Origin of the sequence: Rathayibacter sp. AY1F4 (assembly GCF_002931775.1) — a bacterium.
Classification (GTDB): domain Bacteria; phylum Actinomycetota; class Actinomycetes; order Actinomycetales; family Microbacteriaceae; genus Rathayibacter.
This window is the reverse complement of the sequence record NZ_PSVE01000010.1, coordinates 110,515-128,622: the sequence shown is the minus strand read 5'-3', so window position 1 is coordinate 128,622 and position 18,108 is coordinate 110,515. Positions and strand designations below refer to the sequence as shown.

Below are 18,108 nucleotides of genomic sequence, written 5' to 3'. Positions count from 1 at the left end.
ACCGCGGCGCAGTCGGCCGCGGGAGTCCTGCGCCGCTCTCGGTCCGAGTCGCGGCGCCGGGACTCGAGGGAACCGTACGGCGTCGGCCTGGTGCCGGATCGAGGCCGGTGGAGTAGCGTCTCAGGAGGCGTGCGGACGCTCGTCCACCGCCCGGTGCGAGGCCGCGAGCGCCGTGTCGAGCGCGTCCCGGCCGCCCCCGGCCAGGCCCGCCGCGTAGCCCGCGAGGAACGTGGTCAGCGGAGCCGCCGGCCGGACCACTCCGTGCGCCGCGCGACCGGCGAGGGCGAGCAGGGCGTCCGGGTCCACCGGGACCTCGCCGAGGCCGAGCGCGGAGCACAGCTCGGCCCACCAGCCGGCGAGCACCTCCTCCGTGGGGCGGGCGCCGTCGGAGGCGGAGGGGCGGGGGCCGGTCGTGTCGTCCATCCGCTCAGTCTGCGCCGCGCGGGCCCGGCAGGTCGATCCCGTGCCGGAGCGCGTCGGCGGGCGCGTCGACGTCGTCGGTCGTCCCTCCGGGCACCGTCACGAGCCGTGGGGGAAGGTCCCGGAGGAGGGCGCGCACCGAGGCGCCGTCGGGATCGCCGAGCGCAGCGAGCGCCTCGACGAGGGCCGCTCGCCGGTGCACGCCGAGGAGCTGCTGGGCTCGGCCGCTCGCGTCGACGGCCAGGAGGGAGGCCTCGACGGCGTTCGACGCGACCTCGAGCAGCGTGTGCACGGCGAGAGCGGGGGCGACGAGATCGGCGGCGAGCACGACGACCCAGTCCGGAGCGCCCGGGCGGTCGAGCAGGGGCAGCGCGGCGGCCAGGCCCGCGACCGGGCCGCCGAACGGCGGATCCTCCTGGACGCGCTCCGCGCCGTCGACGGCCGGTGCGAGCGACGACGGTCCGGCCACGACCCTCCGCTCGGCTCCGCGCACGGCTGCGAGGCCGGTGCCGAGGAGCGTCGACTCGCGGTACCGGAGGAGCGGCTTGACCGCGCCGCCGAGGCGGGAAGCGCGTCCGCCGGCGAGCACGACCGCGTCGAAGCGGGGGAGCGAAGGCGGCGGGAGCACGGGACCGAGGCTACGCGCGCTCCGGTCTCACCGTCCCGGCTCCGGTGTCGGAGGTCGCGGCTACTCTTGTCGGGTGGTAGCAGCCCTGTATCGCCGGTACCGGCCCGAGACGTTCGCCGAGATGATCGGCCAGTCCCAGGTGACGGATCCGCTCATGACGGCGCTCCGCACCAACCGCGTCAACCACGCCTACCTCTTCAGCGGCCCCCGCGGCTGCGGCAAGACCACCTCGGCGCGCATCCTCGCCCGCTGCCTCAACTGCGCGACGGGCCCGACCGACACCCCCTGCGGCGTCTGCGACAGCTGCGTCGAGCTCAGCCGCGAGGGCCAGGGCTCGCTCGACGTGGTCGAGATCGACGCGGCGAGCCACAACGGAGTCGACGACGCGCGCGATCTGCGCGAGCGCGCCATCTTCGCCCCGGCGCGCGACCGCTTCAAGATCTTCATCCTCGACGAGGCGCACATGGTCACGCCGCAGGGCTTCAACGCGCTGCTCAAGATCGTGGAGGAGCCGCCGGAGCACGTGAAGTTCATCTTCGCGACCACGGAGCCGGACAAGGTCATCGGCACGATCCGATCGCGCACGCACCACTACCCGTTCCGGCTCGTCCCGCCGGCGCAGATGCTCGACTACACGCAGGAGCTCTGCGAGCGCGAGGGCGTGCACGTGGCGGCCGGCGTGCTGCCGCTCGTGGTCCGCGCGGGCGGCGGGTCCGTCCGCGACACGCTCTCCCTGCTCGACCAGCTGATGGCCGGCTCCGAGGCCGAGACCGTCGAGTACGAGCGGGCCGTCGCCCTCCTCGGCTACACCCACGGCGCCCTGCTCGACGAGGTGGTCGACGCGCTCGCCGAGCACGACTCCGCCGAGGCGTTCGGAGCGGTCGACCGCGTCATCCAGACGGGGCAGGACCCGCGCCGCTTCGTCGAGGACCTGCTCGAGAAGCTCCGCGACCTGATCGTCGTCGCCGCGACCGGGGGAGCGGCCTCGGCCGTCCTCCGCGGCGTCTCGCAGGACGAGCTCGACCGCATGGCCGGCCAGTCGCGCGCGCTCGGCCTGGCCGAGCTCTCCCGCATCGCCGACGTGGTCAACGAGGCCCTCACCGAGATGACCGGTGCGACCTCGCCGCGCCTGCACCTCGAGCTGATGATCGCCCGCACCCTGGTGCACGGCACCGGCGCCGGCATCGCGCCCACTGCTGCCCAGGAGGAGCGCCCGCGGCACGTGGCCCCGCCGCGCGAGACCGCGGCGCCCGCTCCGCGGTCGTCCGAGGCGTCGCGCGCGTCCGAGCCGTCCCGTGCGCCCGAGCCCCACCACGCCTCGCACGCCGCCGCTCCCGGCTCGGTGCCCGAGTCCATCGCGGCCGCTCCGCGCACCGAGGCGCCGGTGACGGCGTCCGAACCGGTCGCTGCGCCGCCGGTGAAGGGGCCCGACGAGACGGCGGCCGCGCCGGAGGCGGACGAGTCCGCGCCGGCCGAGTCAGGACGCCCCCGCGCGACGACCGCCGCGGCGGCTCGTCCGGAGCCGGACGAGCAGGAGCCGTCGGATCAGGCCGCTGCGTCCCCTGAGGCGGCCCCAGCCTCGGCGCCCGCTGCCTCCGCACCCGCTGCGGCCGCGGGCGACGCACCCGCCGACGGCGCGGTCACCCTCCAGCGGATGAAGGACACCTGGCCCGAGATCCTCGAGGTCGTGCAGAAGGCGAAGATGACCGCCTGGCTGGTGGCCTACACCGCCCAGGTGCGCGCCCTCAAGGACGACGTGCTGACCCTCTCGTTCCCGAGCCAGAACGACGTCGAGTCGTTCAAGATGCCGGGAACCGCCGGGCAGCCCGGAGTCAGCGAGTACCTGCGTCAGGCGATCCAGCAGGTCCTCGGCCTGCGGGTGAAGTACATCGCCCGCGTCGAGCCGCGCGCCGCCGCCCCCGAGGCCGAGCGCGCCGCCGTCGAGGCGACCGCCGCGCCCGCTCCGGCTGCCTCGATCCCGGCCGCGACCGGCTCCGACGGCTGGGCCACGGTGGCCATCCCCGCCGATCCGACCCCTGCGGCCGAGGCGGCTGCTCCGTCCGCTCCGGTGGAGGTCCCCGCCGCGGCCGCCGAGCCGGTGCGCGCCGCTCCCGTCGCCGTCGCTGAAGCCGCTCCCGCCGGCGACGAGCCCCCGTTCGACGAGGAGCCGCCGGAGGAGGACATGCCGCCGGTCGAGCCGCCGATGCCCGACTCCTGGGCGACCGTCGCACCTCCCGGCGAGCCCGCCGCCGCGCCCGAGCCCGCCGCCCCGTCGCGGCCCGCCCCCGTCGCCGGGCGTCCGGCTCCCGCCGCGCGCCCGGTCACCCGCACGACCCGCTCGGCGACCGCCGACGGCCGTCAGCGCTACGGCGAGGCGGTCGTCCGCGAGATCCTCGGCGCCCAGTTCATCGAGGAGCAGCCCCACACGCCGCGCGGCCCCCGCGTGACCGGCGCGTGAGACCCCGCCGCCCCTCCGCCGCCCGCACCGCCACCCCCGTCCGCCCCACCCGAGAGGAGGCGACCGCATGTACGAAGGCATCGTCCAGGAGCTGATCGACGAGCTCGGCCGGCTCCCCGGCATCGGCCCGAAGTCCGCCCAGCGCATCGCGTTCCACATCCTGCAGACCGAGACCTTCGACGTCACCCGGCTCGCCGAGATCCTGCTCGAGCTGCGCGGCCGCGTGCACTTCTGCGACATCTGCGGGAACGTGGCGGAGGAGGCGACCTGCGGGATCTGCCGCGATCCGCGCCGCAGCCGCGCCGTCATCTGCGTCGTGGAGGAGGCGAAGGACGTCCCGGCGATCGAGCGCACCCGCGAGTTCCGCGGGCTCTACCACGTGCTCGGCGGCGCGATCAGCCCGATCGACGGCATCGGCCCGGATCAGCTCCGCATCCGCCAGCTGCTGCAGCGGCTCGCGGACGGCGAGGTGCAGGAGGTCATCATCGCGACCGACCCGAACCTCGAGGGCGAGGCGACGGCGACCTACCTCTCGCGCATGCTCAGCACCCTCGGCATCCGCATCACCCGCCTGGCCTCCGGGCTGCCCGTCGGCGGAGACCTCGAGTACGCCGACGAGATCACCCTCGGCCGCGCCTTCGAGGGCCGCCGGCTCGTCGAGAACTGACGCGGCCGCCGGAGTCGCATGACCGCTCCGGCATGCGGTCGACCGGTAGACTCGCCCGTCGGGTCGCGACGGCGGTCCAGCCACCGACACGGGAGCAGCACGTGAGCCTGATCGTCCAGAAGTTCGGCGGGTCCTCCGTCGCCGACGCGGAGAGCATCAAGCGGGTCGCGAAGCGGATCGTCGCCACCAAGCAGGCGGGCAACGACGTGGTCGTCGCCGTCTCGGCCATGGGCGACACCACCGACGACCTGCTCGAGCTCGCCCACCAGGTCACTCCCATCCCCGCCCCCCGCGAGCTCGACATGCTGCTCTCCTCGGGCGAGCGCATCTCGATGGCGCTGCTGGCGATGGCGATCAAGAGCATGGGCTTCGAGGCCCGCTCCTTCACCGGCAGCCAGGCCGGCATGATCACGGACGCACAGCACGGCGCCGCCCGCATCGTCGACATCACCCCGGTCCGCCTCCGCGAGGCGCTCGACGAGAACGCCGTCGTCATCGTCGCGGGCTTCCAGGGCTTCAACCGCGACACGAAGGACATCACCACCCTCGGCCGCGGCGGCTCGGACACCACCGCCGTCGCGCTCGCCGCAGGACTCGGCGCCGACACCTGCGAGATCTACACCGACGTCGACGGCGTCTTCACCGCCGACCCGCGGGTCGTCAAGAAGGCCCGCAAGCTCGACCGCATCACCAGCGAGGAGATGCTCGAGCTGGCCGCCGCGGGAGCGAAGGTGCTGCACATCCGCGCCGTCGAGTTCGCCCGCCGCCACGGAGTCACGCTCCACGTGCGCTCCTCCTTCAGCCCCAACGAGGGCACCATCGTCTACAACGCCGAGACCTCCGGCGTCGAGCAGAACGGACAAGCCGTGGAAGAGCCCATCATCGCCGGAGTCGCCGCCGACCTGAACGAGGCGAAGATCACCGTCGTCGGAGTCCCCGACATCCCGGGCAAGGCCGCGCAGATCTTCACGATCGTGGCGAAGACCGGCTCCAACATCGACATGATCGTGCAGAACGTGTCGGCTGCGGCGACCGCCCGCACCGACATCTCGTTCACCCTGCCCAAGGCCGACGGCCAGACGGTCCTCATGGCTCTCAACGCCGAGAAGGACGAGGTCGGCTTCGAGTCCCTGCAGTACGACGACCAGATCGCCAAGCTCGCGCTGGTGGGCGCCGGGATGCGCACCAACGCCGGCGTCTCCGCGAAGCTGTTCCGCTCCCTCTACGAGGCCGGGATCAACATCGAGATGATCTCCACGAGCGAGATCCGCATCTCGGTCGTCACCCGCGCCGACACCGTGAACGAGGCCCTGCGCGTCGTGCACACCGCCTTCGGGCTCGACGCCGAGGACGAGGCCGTCGTCTACGCCGGCACCGGCCGCTGACGGCCGGACACCCTCGCGATCCGGCCGTTCCTCCCGAGCGGCCGGAGCGACCGGTACCCTCTCCCTCGATCCCCCCGCCACGAGCGGCCCGCGCGCCGCACGGACGAAAGAGCACAGCATGAGCAGCACCCCCCTCCACGTGGGCGTCGTCGGCGCGACCGGCCAGGTCGGGAAGGTGATGCGCCGCCTCCTCGAGGAGCGCGACTTCCCGATCGCGTCCATCCGCTTCTTCGCCACCGCCCGCTCGGCGGGCACGACGCTGCCGTTCCGCGGCGAGGACGTCGTGGTCGAGGACGTGGAGACCGCCGATCCGTCGGGGCTCGACATCGCCCTGTTCTCGGCCGGAGCCACGGGCTCGCGCGCCCAGGCGCCCCGCTTCGCCGCGGCTGGCGTCACCGTGATCGACAACTCCAGCGCCTGGCGGATGGACCCCGAGGTCCCGCTGGTCGTCAGCGAGGTGAACCCCCACGCCATCGACCAGGCGGTCAAGGGCATCATCGCCAATCCCAACTGCACCACGATGGCCGCGATGCCGATCCTCAAGGTCCTCGACCGCGAGGCGGGGCTCACGCGCCTGATCGTCAGCACCTACCAGGCCGTGTCCGGCAGCGGGCTGGCCGGAGCGAACGAACTGGCCGGCCAGGTCCGCGCCGCCGTCGCCGACGAGCACCTGCTCGACCTGGTGCACGACGGCTCGGCGGTCGACTTCCCCGCGCCGGACAAGTACGTCGCCCCGATCGCCTTCGACGTCATCCCCTTCGCGGGGAGCCTGGTCGAGGACGGCTCGAACGAGACCGACGAGGAGAAGAAGCTCCGCAACGAGAGCCGCCGCATCCTCGAGCTCCCGGAGCTGCTGGTCTCGGGCACGTGCGTGCGCGTCCCCGTGTTCACCGGCCACTCGCTCTCCGTCAACGCAGAATTCGCCTCCGCCCTCAGCCCCGAGCGTGCTCGCGAGCTGCTGGCCGACGCGCCCGGCGTCGTGCTGCGCGAGGTGCCGACTCCGCTGGAGGCCGCGGGTAAGGACCCGAGCTTCGTCGGCCGCATCCGCGCCGACGAGGGCGCTCCGGAGGGACGCGGCCTCGCGCTCTTCATCAGCAACGACAACCTCCGCAAGGGCGCGGCCCTGAACGCCGTGCAGATCGCCGAGCTCATCGCGGCGAAGCAGCCCGTCTCCTGACCTCCGTGGACGGGGCCGGCGCCGAGCGCTCCGGCCCCTTCCGGGTGGAAAAGCCGCGAATTTGATGGGGGAGCGGGGCCCCTCCCCGCCGCGGCGTGCTCGGGCGAGCGTAAACTCGACTCTCGTGAACTCCTCGGAACCGGTCGACGTCGCCCTCATCGGTGGGGGCATCATGAGCGCCACGCTCGGCGCCCTCATCACCCAGCTGCAGCCCGACTGGACGATCGCCGCCTACGAGCGCCTCGGCGACGTGGCGCAGGAGTCGTCGAACCCGTGGAACAACGCGGGCACCGGTCACGCGGCCCTCTGCGAGCTGAACTACATGCCCGAGGCGGCCGACGGCTCCGTCGACCCGGCCAAGGCGATCCAGATCAACGAGCAGTTCCAGATCTCGCGCCAGTTCTGGTCGAGCCTGGTGGAGTCCGGCGACATCCGCGAGCCCTCCAGCTTCATCAACCCGGCGCCGCACATGACCTTCGTGCACGGCGAGGCCAACGTCGAGTACCTCCGGAAGCGCTACGAGGCGCTCAAAGACCAGCCGCTGTTCGCCGGCATCGAGTTCACCGAAAGCGTCAAGACCATCCACGAGTGGGCGCCCCTGCTGATGGAGCAGCGTCCCGCCGGCGGCGGCCCCTACGCGGCGACGCGCATGCCGGCCGGCACCGACGTCGACTTCGGCTCACTGACCCACCAGCTGTTCGACCACGTCGTCGCCCACGGCGGCACGCTCGACACCGGCCGCGAGGTCACCGACATCACCCGGCAGAAGGACGGCACCTGGCGCCTCGACCTCAAGCAGGTCGTCGGAGGCACGCCCCAGTCGGTGACCGCCCGCTTCGTCTTCGTCGGCGCCGGCGGCGGTGCGCTGCACCTCCTGCAGAAGTCGGGCATCCCCGAGATCAAGGGCTTCGGAGGCTTCCCGATCTCGGGGCAGTTCCTCCGCACCGACAACCCCGAGCTGGTCGCCCGGCACAAGGCGAAGGTCTACGGCAAGGCCGCGGTCGGCGCGCCCCCGATGTCGGTGCCGCACCTCGATGCGCGCGTCGTCGACGGCGAGTCGTCCCTCCTCTTCGGCCCCTACGCGGGCTTCACGCCCAAGTTCCTGAAGCGGGGCTCGTGGCTCGACCTGCCCCTGTCGATCCGGCCGCACAACATCGGCCCGATGCTCGCGGTCGCCCGCGACAACCTCGACCTGATGAAGTACCTGATCGGCGAGGTGCTCGCCGGCCGTGGCAAGAAGATGAAGGCCCTGCGCGAGTTCCTGCCCACCGCCCGCGACGAGGACTGGTACCTGATCACGGCCGGCCAGCGCGTTCAGGTGATGAAGAAGGACGAGAAGAAGGGCGGCGTGCTGCAGTTCGGCACCGAGGTCATCACCGGAGGGGACGGCACGATCGCCGGCCTGCTCGGCGCCTCGCCCGGAGCCTCGACCGCCGTGCCGATCATGCTCGACATCGTGCAGAAGTGCTTCCCCGACCGGATGAAGGCCTGGGAGCCGCGGATCCGCGCGATGGTGCCGAGCTACGGCTCGACGCTGAACGACGCGCCCGAGAAGGCCGAGCAGACGGTCACCGCGACCGCCGAGACGCTGGAGCTGTCCGCCTCGGTCTGATCGGCTGCGATCTGTTCGAACGTATGTTCTAATGGCTCCATGAGGTGGAGCGGGCAGTCGATCGGCACGGCCGACGAGGCCGCGCTGCCCGGGCTCGTCAAGCTCACCGACCTGGTGCGGACGGTGCGCACGCCGGAGTTCGAGGGCATCACCTTCTACGAGGTGCTCGCGAAGTCGGCGCTCAACCGCGTGCACACCTCCTCGAAGATGCCGTTCGGCTGGAGCATCAACCCGATGCGCGGCTGCACCCACGCCTGCACCTACTGCTTCGCCCGGCCCACGCACGAGTACCTCGAGTTCGACGGCGGCCGCGACTTCGACTCGCAGATCGTCGTGAAGGTGAACGTCGCCGAGGTCCTCACCCGGGAGCTCGCGAAGCCGAGCTGGGAGCGGCACCCCGTGGCACTCGGCACCAACACCGATCCGTACCAGCGCGCCGAGGGCCGCTACCGGCTGATGCCGGGCATCATCGCCGCGCTCGCCGCCTCGGGCACCCCGATCTCGATCCTCACGAAGGGCTCGCTGCTGCGGCGAGACCTGCCGCTGCTCCGCGAGGCCGCCGAGCACGTCCCGGTCGACCTCGGAGTGTCGATCGCCGTCTACGACGAGGGCCTCCAGCGCTCCGTCGAGCCGGGTGCGCCGACCGCGGCGGCCAGGCTGGCGACGGTCACCGCGGCACGGGAGGCCGGCTTCGACTGCTCGGTGTTCCTGATGCCGATCCTGCCGTTCCTCACCGACACACGGGCGCACCTCGACGAGTCGCTCCGGGCCTGCCGCGAGGCGGGCGCCAGCACGATCATGTACTCGACCCTCTACCTCAAGCCCGGGGTGAAGGAGTGGTTCCTGCAGTGGCTCGGGCAGGAGCACCCCGAGCTGGTCGACAAGTACCGAGCGCTCTACCCGGGCCGCGACGCCTACGCGCCTCTCGAGTACCGGCGCTGGCTCTCCGCGCGCATCCGCCCGCTGATGCGCGCGCACGGGCTCGAGCGCGGCGAAGAGGACCCGGCCACCGGCTCCGTCAAGTCCTCCGCCCTGAATTCGCTCGGGACGCTGCGGACCCTCGGCGGCGAGCGGCGCTCCCTCCAGCACGACGGGCTGCTGGTCGGGGAGCTCGGGCCGGAGCGCGCCGCGATCCTGCCCGGCGTCGGGCAGCCGACGCTGTTCTGAGCCGGGGGCGGGCCCGGCCGCGGCTAGGATCGTCCGCATGGTCACCCGCTCCGGTGAGCCCTCGGGCTCCTCCGCCCGGAGCGCCCGCGACGCGGCACCCCGTGCGGTCCGGCTCGGCCTGCTCGACCCGCGCGAGGACCTGCTCGCGGCGACGAGCGCGTGGATCCGCACCCACGCCCCGGACTTCGAGGTCGTCGTGGCCGCCTCCACCTGGCACGACCTGGTGACGAGCGATGTCTTCCCCACCCAGGTGGTCGTGATGGACGTCGAGCTGCGCGAGCCGATCTCGATCGAGGCGCGGATCCGGACCTGCCGGGCGGCCGGAGCCGCGGTCGTGGCGCTCTCCGCGAGCGAGGACGACGAGGTCCGCGAGCGCGCCCTGAAGGCCGGAGCGGTGCGGCACCTAGCGAAGTCGCGCCCGCTCGCCGAGGTGATGGAGCAGACCCGCGCCGCTCTCGAGATGCGATCTGCCGACGTCTCGTCCGCGCAGTGGCGGCCCCTGCCGTCCGGAGTCGCGGCGCAGCAGCGCCCACGGCTCAGCGCCGGCGAGCTGGAGGCGCTGCGCCTCTACGCGTCCGGATCGAGCACCCCCGAGGTCGCCGCCAAGATGAACGTGCAGTTCGAGACCGCGAAGACCTACCTGCAGCGCGTGCGCCGCAAGTACGTCGCCGTCGGCAGGCCCGCGAGCCGCCGGGCCGATCTGATCCGCCGCGCCGGCGAGGACGGGTTCCTCCCGTGACCGGCCCCTGCTCACCCCGGGGGCCCCGCCTCCGGACCCGCCCCGAGGAGACCTGATGGCCAAGCTGTACTTCCGCTACGGAGCGATGAACAGCGGGAAGAGCACGTCGCTCCTGCAGGCCGCGCACAACTACGAGGAGCGCGGGCACCGGGTGCTGCTGGCCAAGCCGGCCGTCGACACGAAGGGCGAGGAGCTGATCGTGTCGCGGCTCGGCGTGACCCGTCCGGTGGACATCCTGTTCGAGCCCGACGGGGACCCGGTGGCCGTCTTCACCGCGGCCCGGGCCCGCGTCCTGGCCGAGTCGAAGCGCGACGTGAGCGCTCTGCTCGTCGACGAGGCGCAGTTCCTGCCGGAGTCGCACGTCGACGATCTGCTCCGGATCGCCATCCTCGAGAACGTGCCCGTCCTGGCGTACGGCATCCGCACGGACTTCCGCACCGCCGCGTTCCCGGGCAGCAGGCGGCTCCTGGAGATCGCCCACAGCCTCGAGGAGCTGAAGACGATCTGCCGGTGCGGGCGCAAAGCGATCTTCAACGGGCGCGTCGTGGACGGCCGCTTCGTCTTCGACGGCGATCAGGTCGCGATCGACGGAACGGCGGTCACCTACGAGTCGCTGTGCGGCGCGTGCTACCTCCAGGAGAGCCGCGGCCGGCTCCGCGGCTGACCGGTCGAGCGTTCCTCACCGGTGCGACACCCCTCCGAAACGAGGAAGTGGGTAGCCTGACGACGTGACAACACCGGAAACGGAATTACGCCTTTCGAAGCAGCAGGAAAGGTCGGGGGAAACGATGACGGCGCAAGGGGCACCGCTGAGGCGTCGGCCGTCGTGGGAGCAGGACTACCGGCGACGGCTGCTCATCACGGACGTCGTCGCGATCGTCCTCTCCGTCTTCGGCACGCAGCTCTTCTGGTTCGACCTGAACCTGAACTCGGACCTGGGGTTCAAGAACCCCGCCGACATCGCGGTCAGCTACACCTGGGTGTCCGTCGCCCTGTCGGTCGGCTGGCTCCTCGCCCTCCAAGTCTTCGACACGCGCGACCGCCGGATCGTCGGCACCGGCTACGTCGAGTACCGCCGCGTCGTCGACGCCTCCATCTGGCTCTTCGGCATCGTCGCGATCATCGCCTACCTGCTCCAGATCCTGCTCGCGCGCGGCTACATCATCACGGCGTTCCCCGCCGGGATCGTGCTGATCTGCGTCGGCCGCCTGGTCTGGCGCTCCTGGCTCACCCGGCAGCGCCGGGCGGGCCGCTTCTCGAGCCAGGTCGTGCTCCTCGGCTCCCGCGCGAGCGTCCTGCACACCGCGCGCGAGCTGCGTCGCGGCACCGAGGCCGGCTACAAGCTCGTCGGCGCCGTCTCGACCTCGGTCGGCGGTGCGGACGCGCTGCGGAGCGAGCAGGAGCTCTCGGGCCTCGCGGTCCACGGGTTCACCGGGATCGACGGCGTCCGCGCCGTGATGGACGCCACCGGTGCCGACACGGTGGTCGTCACGAGCTCCGACGAGCTGGCGCCGCAGCGGATCCGCGAGCTGAGCTGGACGCTCGAGCCCGGGCGCGAGCACCTCGTCGTGGCGCCGAGCCTCACCGACATCGGCGGTCCGCGCATCCACACCCGCCCCGTCGCGGGCCTTCCGCTGATCCACGTCGAGACCCCGCGCTTCGACGGCCGCCAGCGGTTCGCCAAGCGCCTCTTCGACATCCTGGCGTCGACCATGCTGATCATCCTCAGCGCGCCGGTGCTCGTCGTCGTCGCCGTGCTGGTCAAGGTCACCAGCCCCGGGCCCGTGCTCTTCCGGCAGGAGCGCATCGGCCTGAACGGCGCGACCTTCGAGATGCTGAAGTTCCGCTCGATGGTCGTCGACGCGGAGGCGCGACTGGCGGCTCTCGCGTCGCAGCAGCGTGCGGAGGGGAACTCGATCCTCTTCAAGATGGCGAAGGACCCGCGCGTCACCCGGGTGGGCGCGATCCTCCGGCGCTTCAGCCTCGACGAGCTGCCCCAGTTCCTGAACGTCTTCCGCGGCGACATGTCCCTGATCGGCCCCCGCCCGCCGCTGGCCCGCGAGGTCGAGCAGTACGAGGAGCACGTGCACCGCCGCTTCCTGATGAAGCCGGGCATCACCGGGCTCTGGCAGGTCAGCGGACGCTCGAACCTCTCGTGGGAGGACACCGTCCGCCTCGACCTGTACTACGTCGAGAACTGGTCGATGACCGGCGACATCGTCATCCTCTTCAAGACCGCGCGCGCCGTCCTCGCCCGCGACGGGGCGTACTGATCGCCGGGGGGAGGGGCGCCGAACCCCGCACCCTGTCCGTCTCAGTCCTCGAGACCCCGTTCCGGGTGGTCTTCGGACGCGGCGTCGGCGACGAGGACGCGGCGCGGATCGCCGACAGCTGGGCGGCCTGCGCGTCCGAGCCCGACGCGGGAGCACGCGACGTCCTCGCCGAGGTGGGGCACGACCCCTCCGTCCCGGTCGACGGCTCGCCCCGGGTCTCGAGCGCCACGCTCGCGCAGCTCGAGGAGTCCCTGACCTCGACCCTGACCCTCGAGGCGATCGGCGCCCGGCGCGCCGACCTGCTGATGCTCCACGCCTGCGGGATCTCCGACGAGTCCGGCCGCGTGCTGGCCTTCGTCGCCGCCTCCGGGACCGGCAAGACCACCATCGCCCGGACGCTCGGGTCCCGCTTCGGCTACGTCACCGACGAGACGGTCGGCGTGACCCCGGAGGGGCGCGTCCTGCCCTATCCCAAGCCGCTGTCGGTGAAGCCGCTGACCGGATCGGCGCCGAAGGCGCAGCTGGCCCCCGGGTCGCTCGCCCTCCGACCGGTCCCGGAGGCGCCCCTGCGTCTGGCGGGCGTCCTCCTGCTCGAGCGCCGCGACGGCGTCGGGACGCCCTTCCTCGAGCACGTCGACCCGGTCGACGCGATCGAGGATCTGGTGCCGCAGACCTCGTACCTCTCGGCCCGACCGCGGCCGATCGCCGATCTCGTCCGCACCCTCTCGGCGCTGGGCGGCGTCCGGCGACTGGTCTACTCCGAGGCCGCGAGCGTGGTGCACCTGGTCGAGGAGGTCTTCGCGTCCCTCGGCGCCGAGGCCCCGTCCGCCTGGTCCGAGGTGGTCTCCGTGCAGCTCGACGCTGTGGGCGAGGCCCTGCCCGGCACCGTCCTGCGCACCCCTGCGGACGACGCGGTGGAGCTCGCCGACGGCCAGCTGCTCGTGTTCTGCGGCGGCACCCTCGTGCGCCTGTCCGGCATCGGCCCGACGATCTGGCGCCACGCCGGCCGGGGCTCCGATCTGCCCGGTCTCGTCGCCGCGGTGCTCGAGGAGGCGGGCCCGCCGCCCGCCGGCGTCGATGCGGCAGCGGTCGTCGAGTCCGCCCTGGTCGAGCTCGAGGGCCTCGGAGTGATCACGAGAGGGACTCCGCCGCAGCCCACCCCCGACGGGTGGCACGGTTGACGCGCCTGGCGCCGAGGGCGCGGAAGCGCTGTGTCAGAATTCGGAAGAACCCGTCTCCGGCGCCCGCCGCGTGATCCGTACCAGCGAAGGAAATCTGACTCTGTGGAACTTCGAGACGTCCTCCGGCTCCTGCGCGACCACTGGATCCCGATCGTCGCGGCGATCCTCCTCGGCACTCTCGTCGCCTTCGGCTGGTCGCTGACGCAGAAGCCGCGGTACGTCGCCGACTCGCAGGGCCTCGTCTCCGTCGCCACCACCGGTGCCGACGACAGCCAGGCGATCTACACACAGCAGATCGCGCAGTCCGTCGCCAAGTCGAGCCTCGCCACCTACGTCCCGATCGCCACCTCGCGCGACGTGGCGCAGATCGCGATCGACAGCCTCGGCCTCGACGTCTCGCCCGCCACGCTGATCTCGGCGATCGCGGTGCAGGCCGACACGGTCGCCCCGGTGATGAAGGTCAGCGCCACCGCCTCCACCCCCGAGGGCGCGCAGAAGCTCGCCGACGCCTGGGTCGCGGCCATCGCCACCAAGGTGCAGCAGGTCAACCAGGAGACGGGCGTCGGCGACACGGTCTCCCTCACCGTCCTGCAGACCGCGGCGCTCCCGTCCTCGCCGGCGTTCCCGAACCTGCGCCTCGTCCTCGCGGTCGGCGCGCTCGCGGGCCTCGTCCTCGGCCTCGTCTACGCGTTCGTCCGCAACACGCTGGACCGGCGCATCCGCACCGCCGAGATGGTCGAGCGCCTGTTCGACCTCCCCGTGGTCGGCACCCTCCCCGTCGACAAGCGCCTCAGCGAGACCAACCGCATCGTCCCCGAGGCCGACACGACCGACTACATCAAGGCCGACGGCAAGCACGCACTCGCCGAGGCGCTGCGCGAGCTCCGCACGAACCTGCAGTTCATGAACATCGACAGCCCGCCGCGCATCATCGTCGTGACGAGCCCGCTGCCCTCGGACGGCAAGTCGACGGTGACCGCGAACCTCGCGGTGACGCTCGCCGCCTCCGGCCAGCGCACCGTCGTCGTCGACGGCGACCTCCGCAAGCCGACGGTCGCCAAGTCGTTCGGCCTCGTGCCCGGCGTCGGCCTGACCGACCTGCTGATCGGCAAGGCGGAGCTGCAGGACGTCCTGCAGCCGTGGGGCCCGTCCGGCAACCTCTGGGTGCTCGGAGCCGGGTCGATCCCGCCGAACCCGTCCGAGCTGCTCGGCTCCAACGGCATGGACATCCTCCTGCACGAGATCGCCCGCGAGGCCATCGTGATCGTCGATGCGCCGCCGCTCCTGCCCGTCACGGACGGCGCCATCCTCACCGCCCGCACCGACGGAGCGCTCGTGGTCATCTCGGCGGGCAGGACGACGACCGACGAGCTGGGCAAGGCGATCCAGAACCTCGAGCGGGTCAGCGGCCACACCCTCGGCGTCATCCTCAACCGCGTGCCCGCGCGCGGCCAGGTCGGCCGGGGCTACGGCTACTACTACACGAGCTACTACGGCTCCGAGCGATCGGGCGCCCGCCCGGACACGGCCGTCGAGCCCGAGCCCGCGTCGACCTCGGCCTGAGCGCCCCGCGATGATCTTCCCGGGAGACGACTCCGCCCGCCCCGCCCGCCGGAGCTGGCGACCGGACGAACCGGTCGCCGCCTCCGCCGCCCCCGTCTTCACCGTGCTCTCGGTCTGCACCGGCAACATCTGCCGGTCGCCGATGGCGCAGCAGCTGCTGCGCGCCGCGCTCTCCGACGCGACCTCGCCCGCGGGAGGTCCGCTCTTCGCGTTCACGAGCGCCGGAGTGAGGACGCGCGACGGACTGCCGATGGACCCGGTCTCGGCCCGCTTCTCGGCTCAGCACGGGGGAGACCCGGCCGCGCACACGAGCGCGGTGCTCGGCGACGCGATCGTCGGCGACGCCGACCTCCTGCTCACGATGACGCGCGACCACCTGGTCGACGCCTCCCGGCGCTTCCCGTCGCTCCTCCTCCGCGGCTTCACGCTGCTCGAGTTCGCCCGCGTGCTGCCGTTCGTCCTGCGGGAGGTGCCGCTGCCGACGGTCGAGGACCCCGCCGCGCGGCTCCGCGCCGTCGTGCGGCTCGCCGCCGCCCACCGCGGGCGCGCCCCGCGGGGCGAGGGCGGCGACGACATCGAGGACCCGATCGGCCGCAGCGAGGCCGTGCACGAGCGCGTGGCGGCGCAGATCGCGGCGGCTGTCGCCGACGTCTCCCGTGATCTGAGAGCATTGGCGCGGCGGTAGTCGCGCGTCCGCGGGCGCGCTGACGCCTCGCCGCATCGCATCGCTCCTCCTCACCGTCGCGACCGCGACACGAACCCGCCACGATTCGGAGAACCCCTGTGAAGCTTTCTGTCATCGGCTGCGGCTACCTCGGTGCCGTCCACGCTGCCGCCATGGCCGAGCTCGGCCACGACGTCATCGGCATCGACGTCGACCAGAAGAAGATCGACGCCCTGGCCGCCGGCACCGCGCCGTTCTTCGAGCCCGGCCTCCCGGAGCTGCTGTCCTCCGGCGTCGCCTCCGGGCGCCTGCGCTTCTCGACCGACATGGCCGACGCCGCCGGTGCGGCCGTGCACTTCGTCGCCGTCGGCACCCCGCAGAAGCCGGGCGAGAACGCCGCGGACATGACCTACGTCGACTCGGCGATCGACGGTCTCCTGCCCTACCTCGAGGCGGACTCCCTCGTCGTCGGCAAGTCGACCGTCCCCGTCGGCACCGCCGCCCGCCTGGCCGACCGCATCGCCTCCTCCGGTGCGACTCTCGCCTGGAACCCCGAGTTCCTCCGCGAGGGCTTCGCCGTGAAGGACACGATCAGCCCCGACCGCCTCGTCTACGGCGTGCCCGCAGGCGAGGCCGGAGCAGCGGCGAAGGCGACCCTCGACGAGGTCTACGCGACGGCGCTCGCGGCCGAGACCCCGCTCGTGGTCACCGACTACGCCACCGCCGAGCTGGTGAAGGTCTCGGCCAACGCCTTCCTCGCGACCAAGATCTCGTTCATCAACGCGATCGCCGAGATCGCGGAGGTCACCGGCGCGGACGTCACGCAGCTCGCCGACGCGATCGGCTACGACGTGCGGATCGGCCGCCGCTTCCTGAACGCGGGCATCGGCTTCGGAGGCGGCTGCCTCCCGAAGGACATCCGCGCCTTCTCGGCCCGCGCCGACGAGCTCGGCGTCGGCGAGTCCGTCGCCTTCCTCAAAGAGGTCGACGCGATCAACCTGCGTCGCCGTCAGCGCGTCGTCGACCTCGTCACCGAGGGCCTGGGCGGCTCCGTCGAGGGCCGCCGCATCGCGGTGCTCGGTCTGGCGTTCAAGCCGGAGTCGGACGACATCCGCGACTCGCCGTCGCTCGACGTCGCCGCTCGCCTGCACGACCTCGGTGCGACCGTGGTCGCGACCGACCCCGAGGCGATCGAGAACTCGCGCCGCCGCTACCCCGAGATCACCTACACGACCGACGTCGACGAGGCGCTGGCCGGTGCCGACGCCGTGGTCGTCGTGACGGAGTGGAAGCAGTTCCGCGCCCTCGACCCCGCGGCCACGGCGGCGAAGGTGGCCAACACCTTCCTCGTCGACGGTCGCAACTGCCTCGACCCCGCCGCCTGGCGTGCGGCCGGCTGGGAGTACCGCGGCCTCGGCCGCTGACGCGGCAGAGCCGTCGTCTCAGCGGACGCGGCTCGGCTGATCCGCCACGACGCCGGAGGTGCCGCGGAGGGGGATGTGCGCGAAGGCGTCGTCCCACTCCGCCGCCCTCCGGCGTCGTCGTGCGCGGACGACCATCCGGAGCAGGACGCCGGCGACCGCGCCGAGGAGGGCGCCGGAGGTGTTCATCACGACGTCGTCGACGGTGGCGAAGCGCGCCGAGAGGAAGAGCAGCTGGCCCGCCTCGATCAGCGAGCTCACGACGGCGCCGACGGCCACGGCGACCCACGCCCTCCGGAGCCGCAGGTTGAGGGCCAGGAGCAGCCCCAGGGGCACGAACAGGGCGATGTTGGCCGTCGACTCGATGAACGCGTAGTCGACCATCGGGAGGCCGTGCCGGGCGAACCAGGAGGTCACCCGGCCGAGATCTCCCCGCACTCCCGCATCGACGGGCGTCGGCCAGAAGGCGATCGCTGCGAGCGCGACCACGTAGGGCACGCCGATGGCGAGGGTGAGGCGGGTGAGCGACCGGGTCACGGTGCTCCTCTCGTCGGTCGTCGGGCGGAGGCGGCGACGACGGCGGAAGAACAGTCTCGCTCCCGGCTGCTGGGATCGGGCCGGGAGGCGCGGGGGAGTGGGCTGGAGGCACGCCCGTGCGCAGGACGCTCGGGACGCGGACGGGGGTGCTGGAGCCGGAGAGCGCAGGGCGGTGATCGGGCCGGCTCCGTCGACGACCCGGCGACGACCCGGCTC

16 protein-coding genes are annotated in these 18,108 nt (G+C 72.6%); 13 read left to right on the top strand and 3 right to left on the bottom strand.

The window, feature by feature from the left end; translation table 11 throughout:
• Positions 1–120: 120 nt before the first annotated feature.
• Together C5C59_RS08460 and C5C59_RS08455 are read right to left on the bottom strand one after the other, a co-directional pair.
• Complete coding sequence (locus C5C59_RS08460; protein WP_219812496.1) at positions 121–423, bottom strand: DUF6457 domain-containing protein; 303 nt, start codon at positions 421–423, stop codon at positions 121–123.
• Positions 424–427: 4 nt separating this feature from the next.
• Positions 428–1,048, bottom strand: coding sequence for a molybdenum cofactor guanylyltransferase (locus tag C5C59_RS08455; protein WP_104239552.1), 621 nt, complete (start codon positions 1,046–1,048; stop codon positions 428–430).
• 73 nt (positions 1,049–1,121) lie between these two features.
• Here C5C59_RS08455 and C5C59_RS08450 point away from each other — a divergent pair, with 73 nt between their 5' ends.
• From C5C59_RS08450 to C5C59_RS08390, 13 genes are all read left to right on the top strand, one after another.
• Positions 1,122–3,506 (top strand): DNA polymerase III subunit gamma and tau, encoded by a 2,385-nt coding sequence (locus C5C59_RS08450; protein WP_104251256.1) that lies wholly within the window; start codon positions 1,122–1,124, stop codon positions 3,504–3,506.
• A gap of 67 nt (positions 3,507–3,573) precedes the next feature.
• On the top strand, positions 3,574–4,173 hold the full coding sequence (gene recR, locus C5C59_RS08445; RefSeq protein ID WP_104222157.1) for a recombination mediator RecR: 600 nt from the start codon (positions 3,574–3,576) through the stop codon (positions 4,171–4,173).
• 101 nt (positions 4,174–4,274) lie between these two features.
• A complete protein-coding gene (locus tag C5C59_RS08440; RefSeq protein WP_104237730.1) occupies positions 4,275–5,558 on the top strand; it encodes an aspartate kinase in 1,284 nt (427 codons plus the stop codon).
• 118 nt (positions 5,559–5,676) lie between these two features.
• Positions 5,677–6,735 carry an aspartate-semialdehyde dehydrogenase gene (locus C5C59_RS08435; RefSeq protein WP_104227259.1) on the top strand — a complete coding sequence of 353 codons (1,059 nt, stop codon included), beginning with the start codon at positions 5,677–5,679 and terminating at the stop codon, positions 6,733–6,735.
• A 64-nt stretch (positions 6,736–6,799) separates the two neighbouring features.
• Positions 6,800–8,347, top strand: a complete 1,548-nt coding sequence (locus C5C59_RS08430) for a malate:quinone oxidoreductase (RefSeq protein ID WP_104237729.1) — start codon at positions 6,800–6,802, stop codon at positions 8,345–8,347.
• A 39-nt stretch (positions 8,348–8,386) separates the two neighbouring features.
• Positions 8,387–9,514 carry an Rv2578c family radical SAM protein gene (locus C5C59_RS08425; RefSeq protein ID WP_104222165.1) on the top strand — a complete coding sequence of 376 codons (1,128 nt, stop codon included), beginning with the start codon at positions 8,387–8,389 and terminating at the stop codon, positions 9,512–9,514.
• 37 nt (positions 9,515–9,551) lie between these two features.
• A complete protein-coding gene (locus C5C59_RS08420; protein WP_104237728.1) occupies positions 9,552–10,253 on the top strand; it encodes a LuxR C-terminal-related transcriptional regulator in 702 nt (233 codons plus the stop codon).
• A 55-nt stretch (positions 10,254–10,308) separates the two neighbouring features.
• Positions 10,309–10,917 carry a thymidine kinase gene (locus tag C5C59_RS08415; protein ID WP_104227256.1) on the top strand — a complete coding sequence of 203 codons (609 nt, stop codon included), beginning with the start codon at positions 10,309–10,311 and terminating at the stop codon, positions 10,915–10,917.
• Between the two features lie 124 nt (positions 10,918–11,041).
• A complete protein-coding gene (locus C5C59_RS08410) occupies positions 11,042–12,526 on the top strand; it encodes a sugar transferase (RefSeq protein WP_104222171.1) in 1,485 nt (494 codons plus the stop codon).
• Between the two features lie 65 nt (positions 12,527–12,591).
• A complete protein-coding gene (locus C5C59_RS08405; RefSeq protein WP_104237727.1) occupies positions 12,592–13,707 on the top strand; it encodes a hypothetical protein in 1,116 nt (371 codons plus the stop codon).
• A gap of 102 nt (positions 13,708–13,809) precedes the next feature.
• Positions 13,810–15,270, top strand: coding sequence for a polysaccharide biosynthesis tyrosine autokinase (locus C5C59_RS08400; protein ID WP_159939611.1), 1,461 nt, complete (start codon positions 13,810–13,812; stop codon positions 15,268–15,270).
• Positions 15,271–15,280: 10 nt separating this feature from the next.
• Positions 15,281–15,955 carry a low molecular weight phosphatase family protein gene (locus C5C59_RS08395; protein WP_104237726.1) on the top strand — a complete coding sequence of 225 codons (675 nt, stop codon included), beginning with the start codon at positions 15,281–15,283 and terminating at the stop codon, positions 15,953–15,955.
• A gap of 98 nt (positions 15,956–16,053) precedes the next feature.
• Positions 16,054–17,358, top strand: coding sequence for a UDP-glucose/GDP-mannose dehydrogenase family protein (locus C5C59_RS08390; protein WP_104222179.1), 1,305 nt, complete (start codon positions 16,054–16,056; stop codon positions 17,356–17,358).
• 18 nt (positions 17,359–17,376) lie between these two features.
• On the opposite strand, the gene C5C59_RS08385 is transcribed toward C5C59_RS08390, so the two are convergent.
• Complete coding sequence (locus C5C59_RS08385; protein WP_244229599.1) at positions 17,377–17,892, bottom strand: VanZ family protein; 516 nt, start codon at positions 17,890–17,892, stop codon at positions 17,377–17,379.
• Between the last annotated feature and the right edge of the window lie 216 nt (positions 17,893–18,108).

What these genes read in the sequence shown, in the direction of transcription:
- recR (WP_104222157.1), top strand. Translation starts at nt 3,574, where the DNA reads ATGTACGAAGGCATCGTCCAGGAGCTGATCGACGAGCTCGGCCGGCTC.
- C5C59_RS08460 (WP_219812496.1), bottom strand. Translation starts at nt 423, where the DNA reads ATGGACGACACGACCGGCCCCCGCCCCTCCGCCTCCGACGGCGCCCGC.
- C5C59_RS08395 (WP_104237726.1), top strand. Translation starts at nt 15,281, where the DNA reads ATGATCTTCCCGGGAGACGACTCCGCCCGCCCCGCCCGCCGGAGCTGG.
- C5C59_RS08415 (WP_104227256.1), top strand. Translation starts at nt 10,309, where the DNA reads ATGGCCAAGCTGTACTTCCGCTACGGAGCGATGAACAGCGGGAAGAGC.
- C5C59_RS08420 (WP_104237728.1), top strand. Translation starts at nt 9,552, where the DNA reads ATGGTCACCCGCTCCGGTGAGCCCTCGGGCTCCTCCGCCCGGAGCGCC.
- C5C59_RS08425 (WP_104222165.1), top strand. Translation starts at nt 8,387, where the DNA reads ATGAGGTGGAGCGGGCAGTCGATCGGCACGGCCGACGAGGCCGCGCTG.
- C5C59_RS08410 (WP_104222171.1), top strand. Translation starts at nt 11,042, where the DNA reads ATGACGGCGCAAGGGGCACCGCTGAGGCGTCGGCCGTCGTGGGAGCAG.
- C5C59_RS08430 (WP_104237729.1), top strand. Translation starts at nt 6,800, where the DNA reads ATGGGGGAGCGGGGCCCCTCCCCGCCGCGGCGTGCTCGGGCGAGCGTA.
- C5C59_RS08435 (WP_104227259.1), top strand. Translation starts at nt 5,677, where the DNA reads ATGAGCAGCACCCCCCTCCACGTGGGCGTCGTCGGCGCGACCGGCCAG.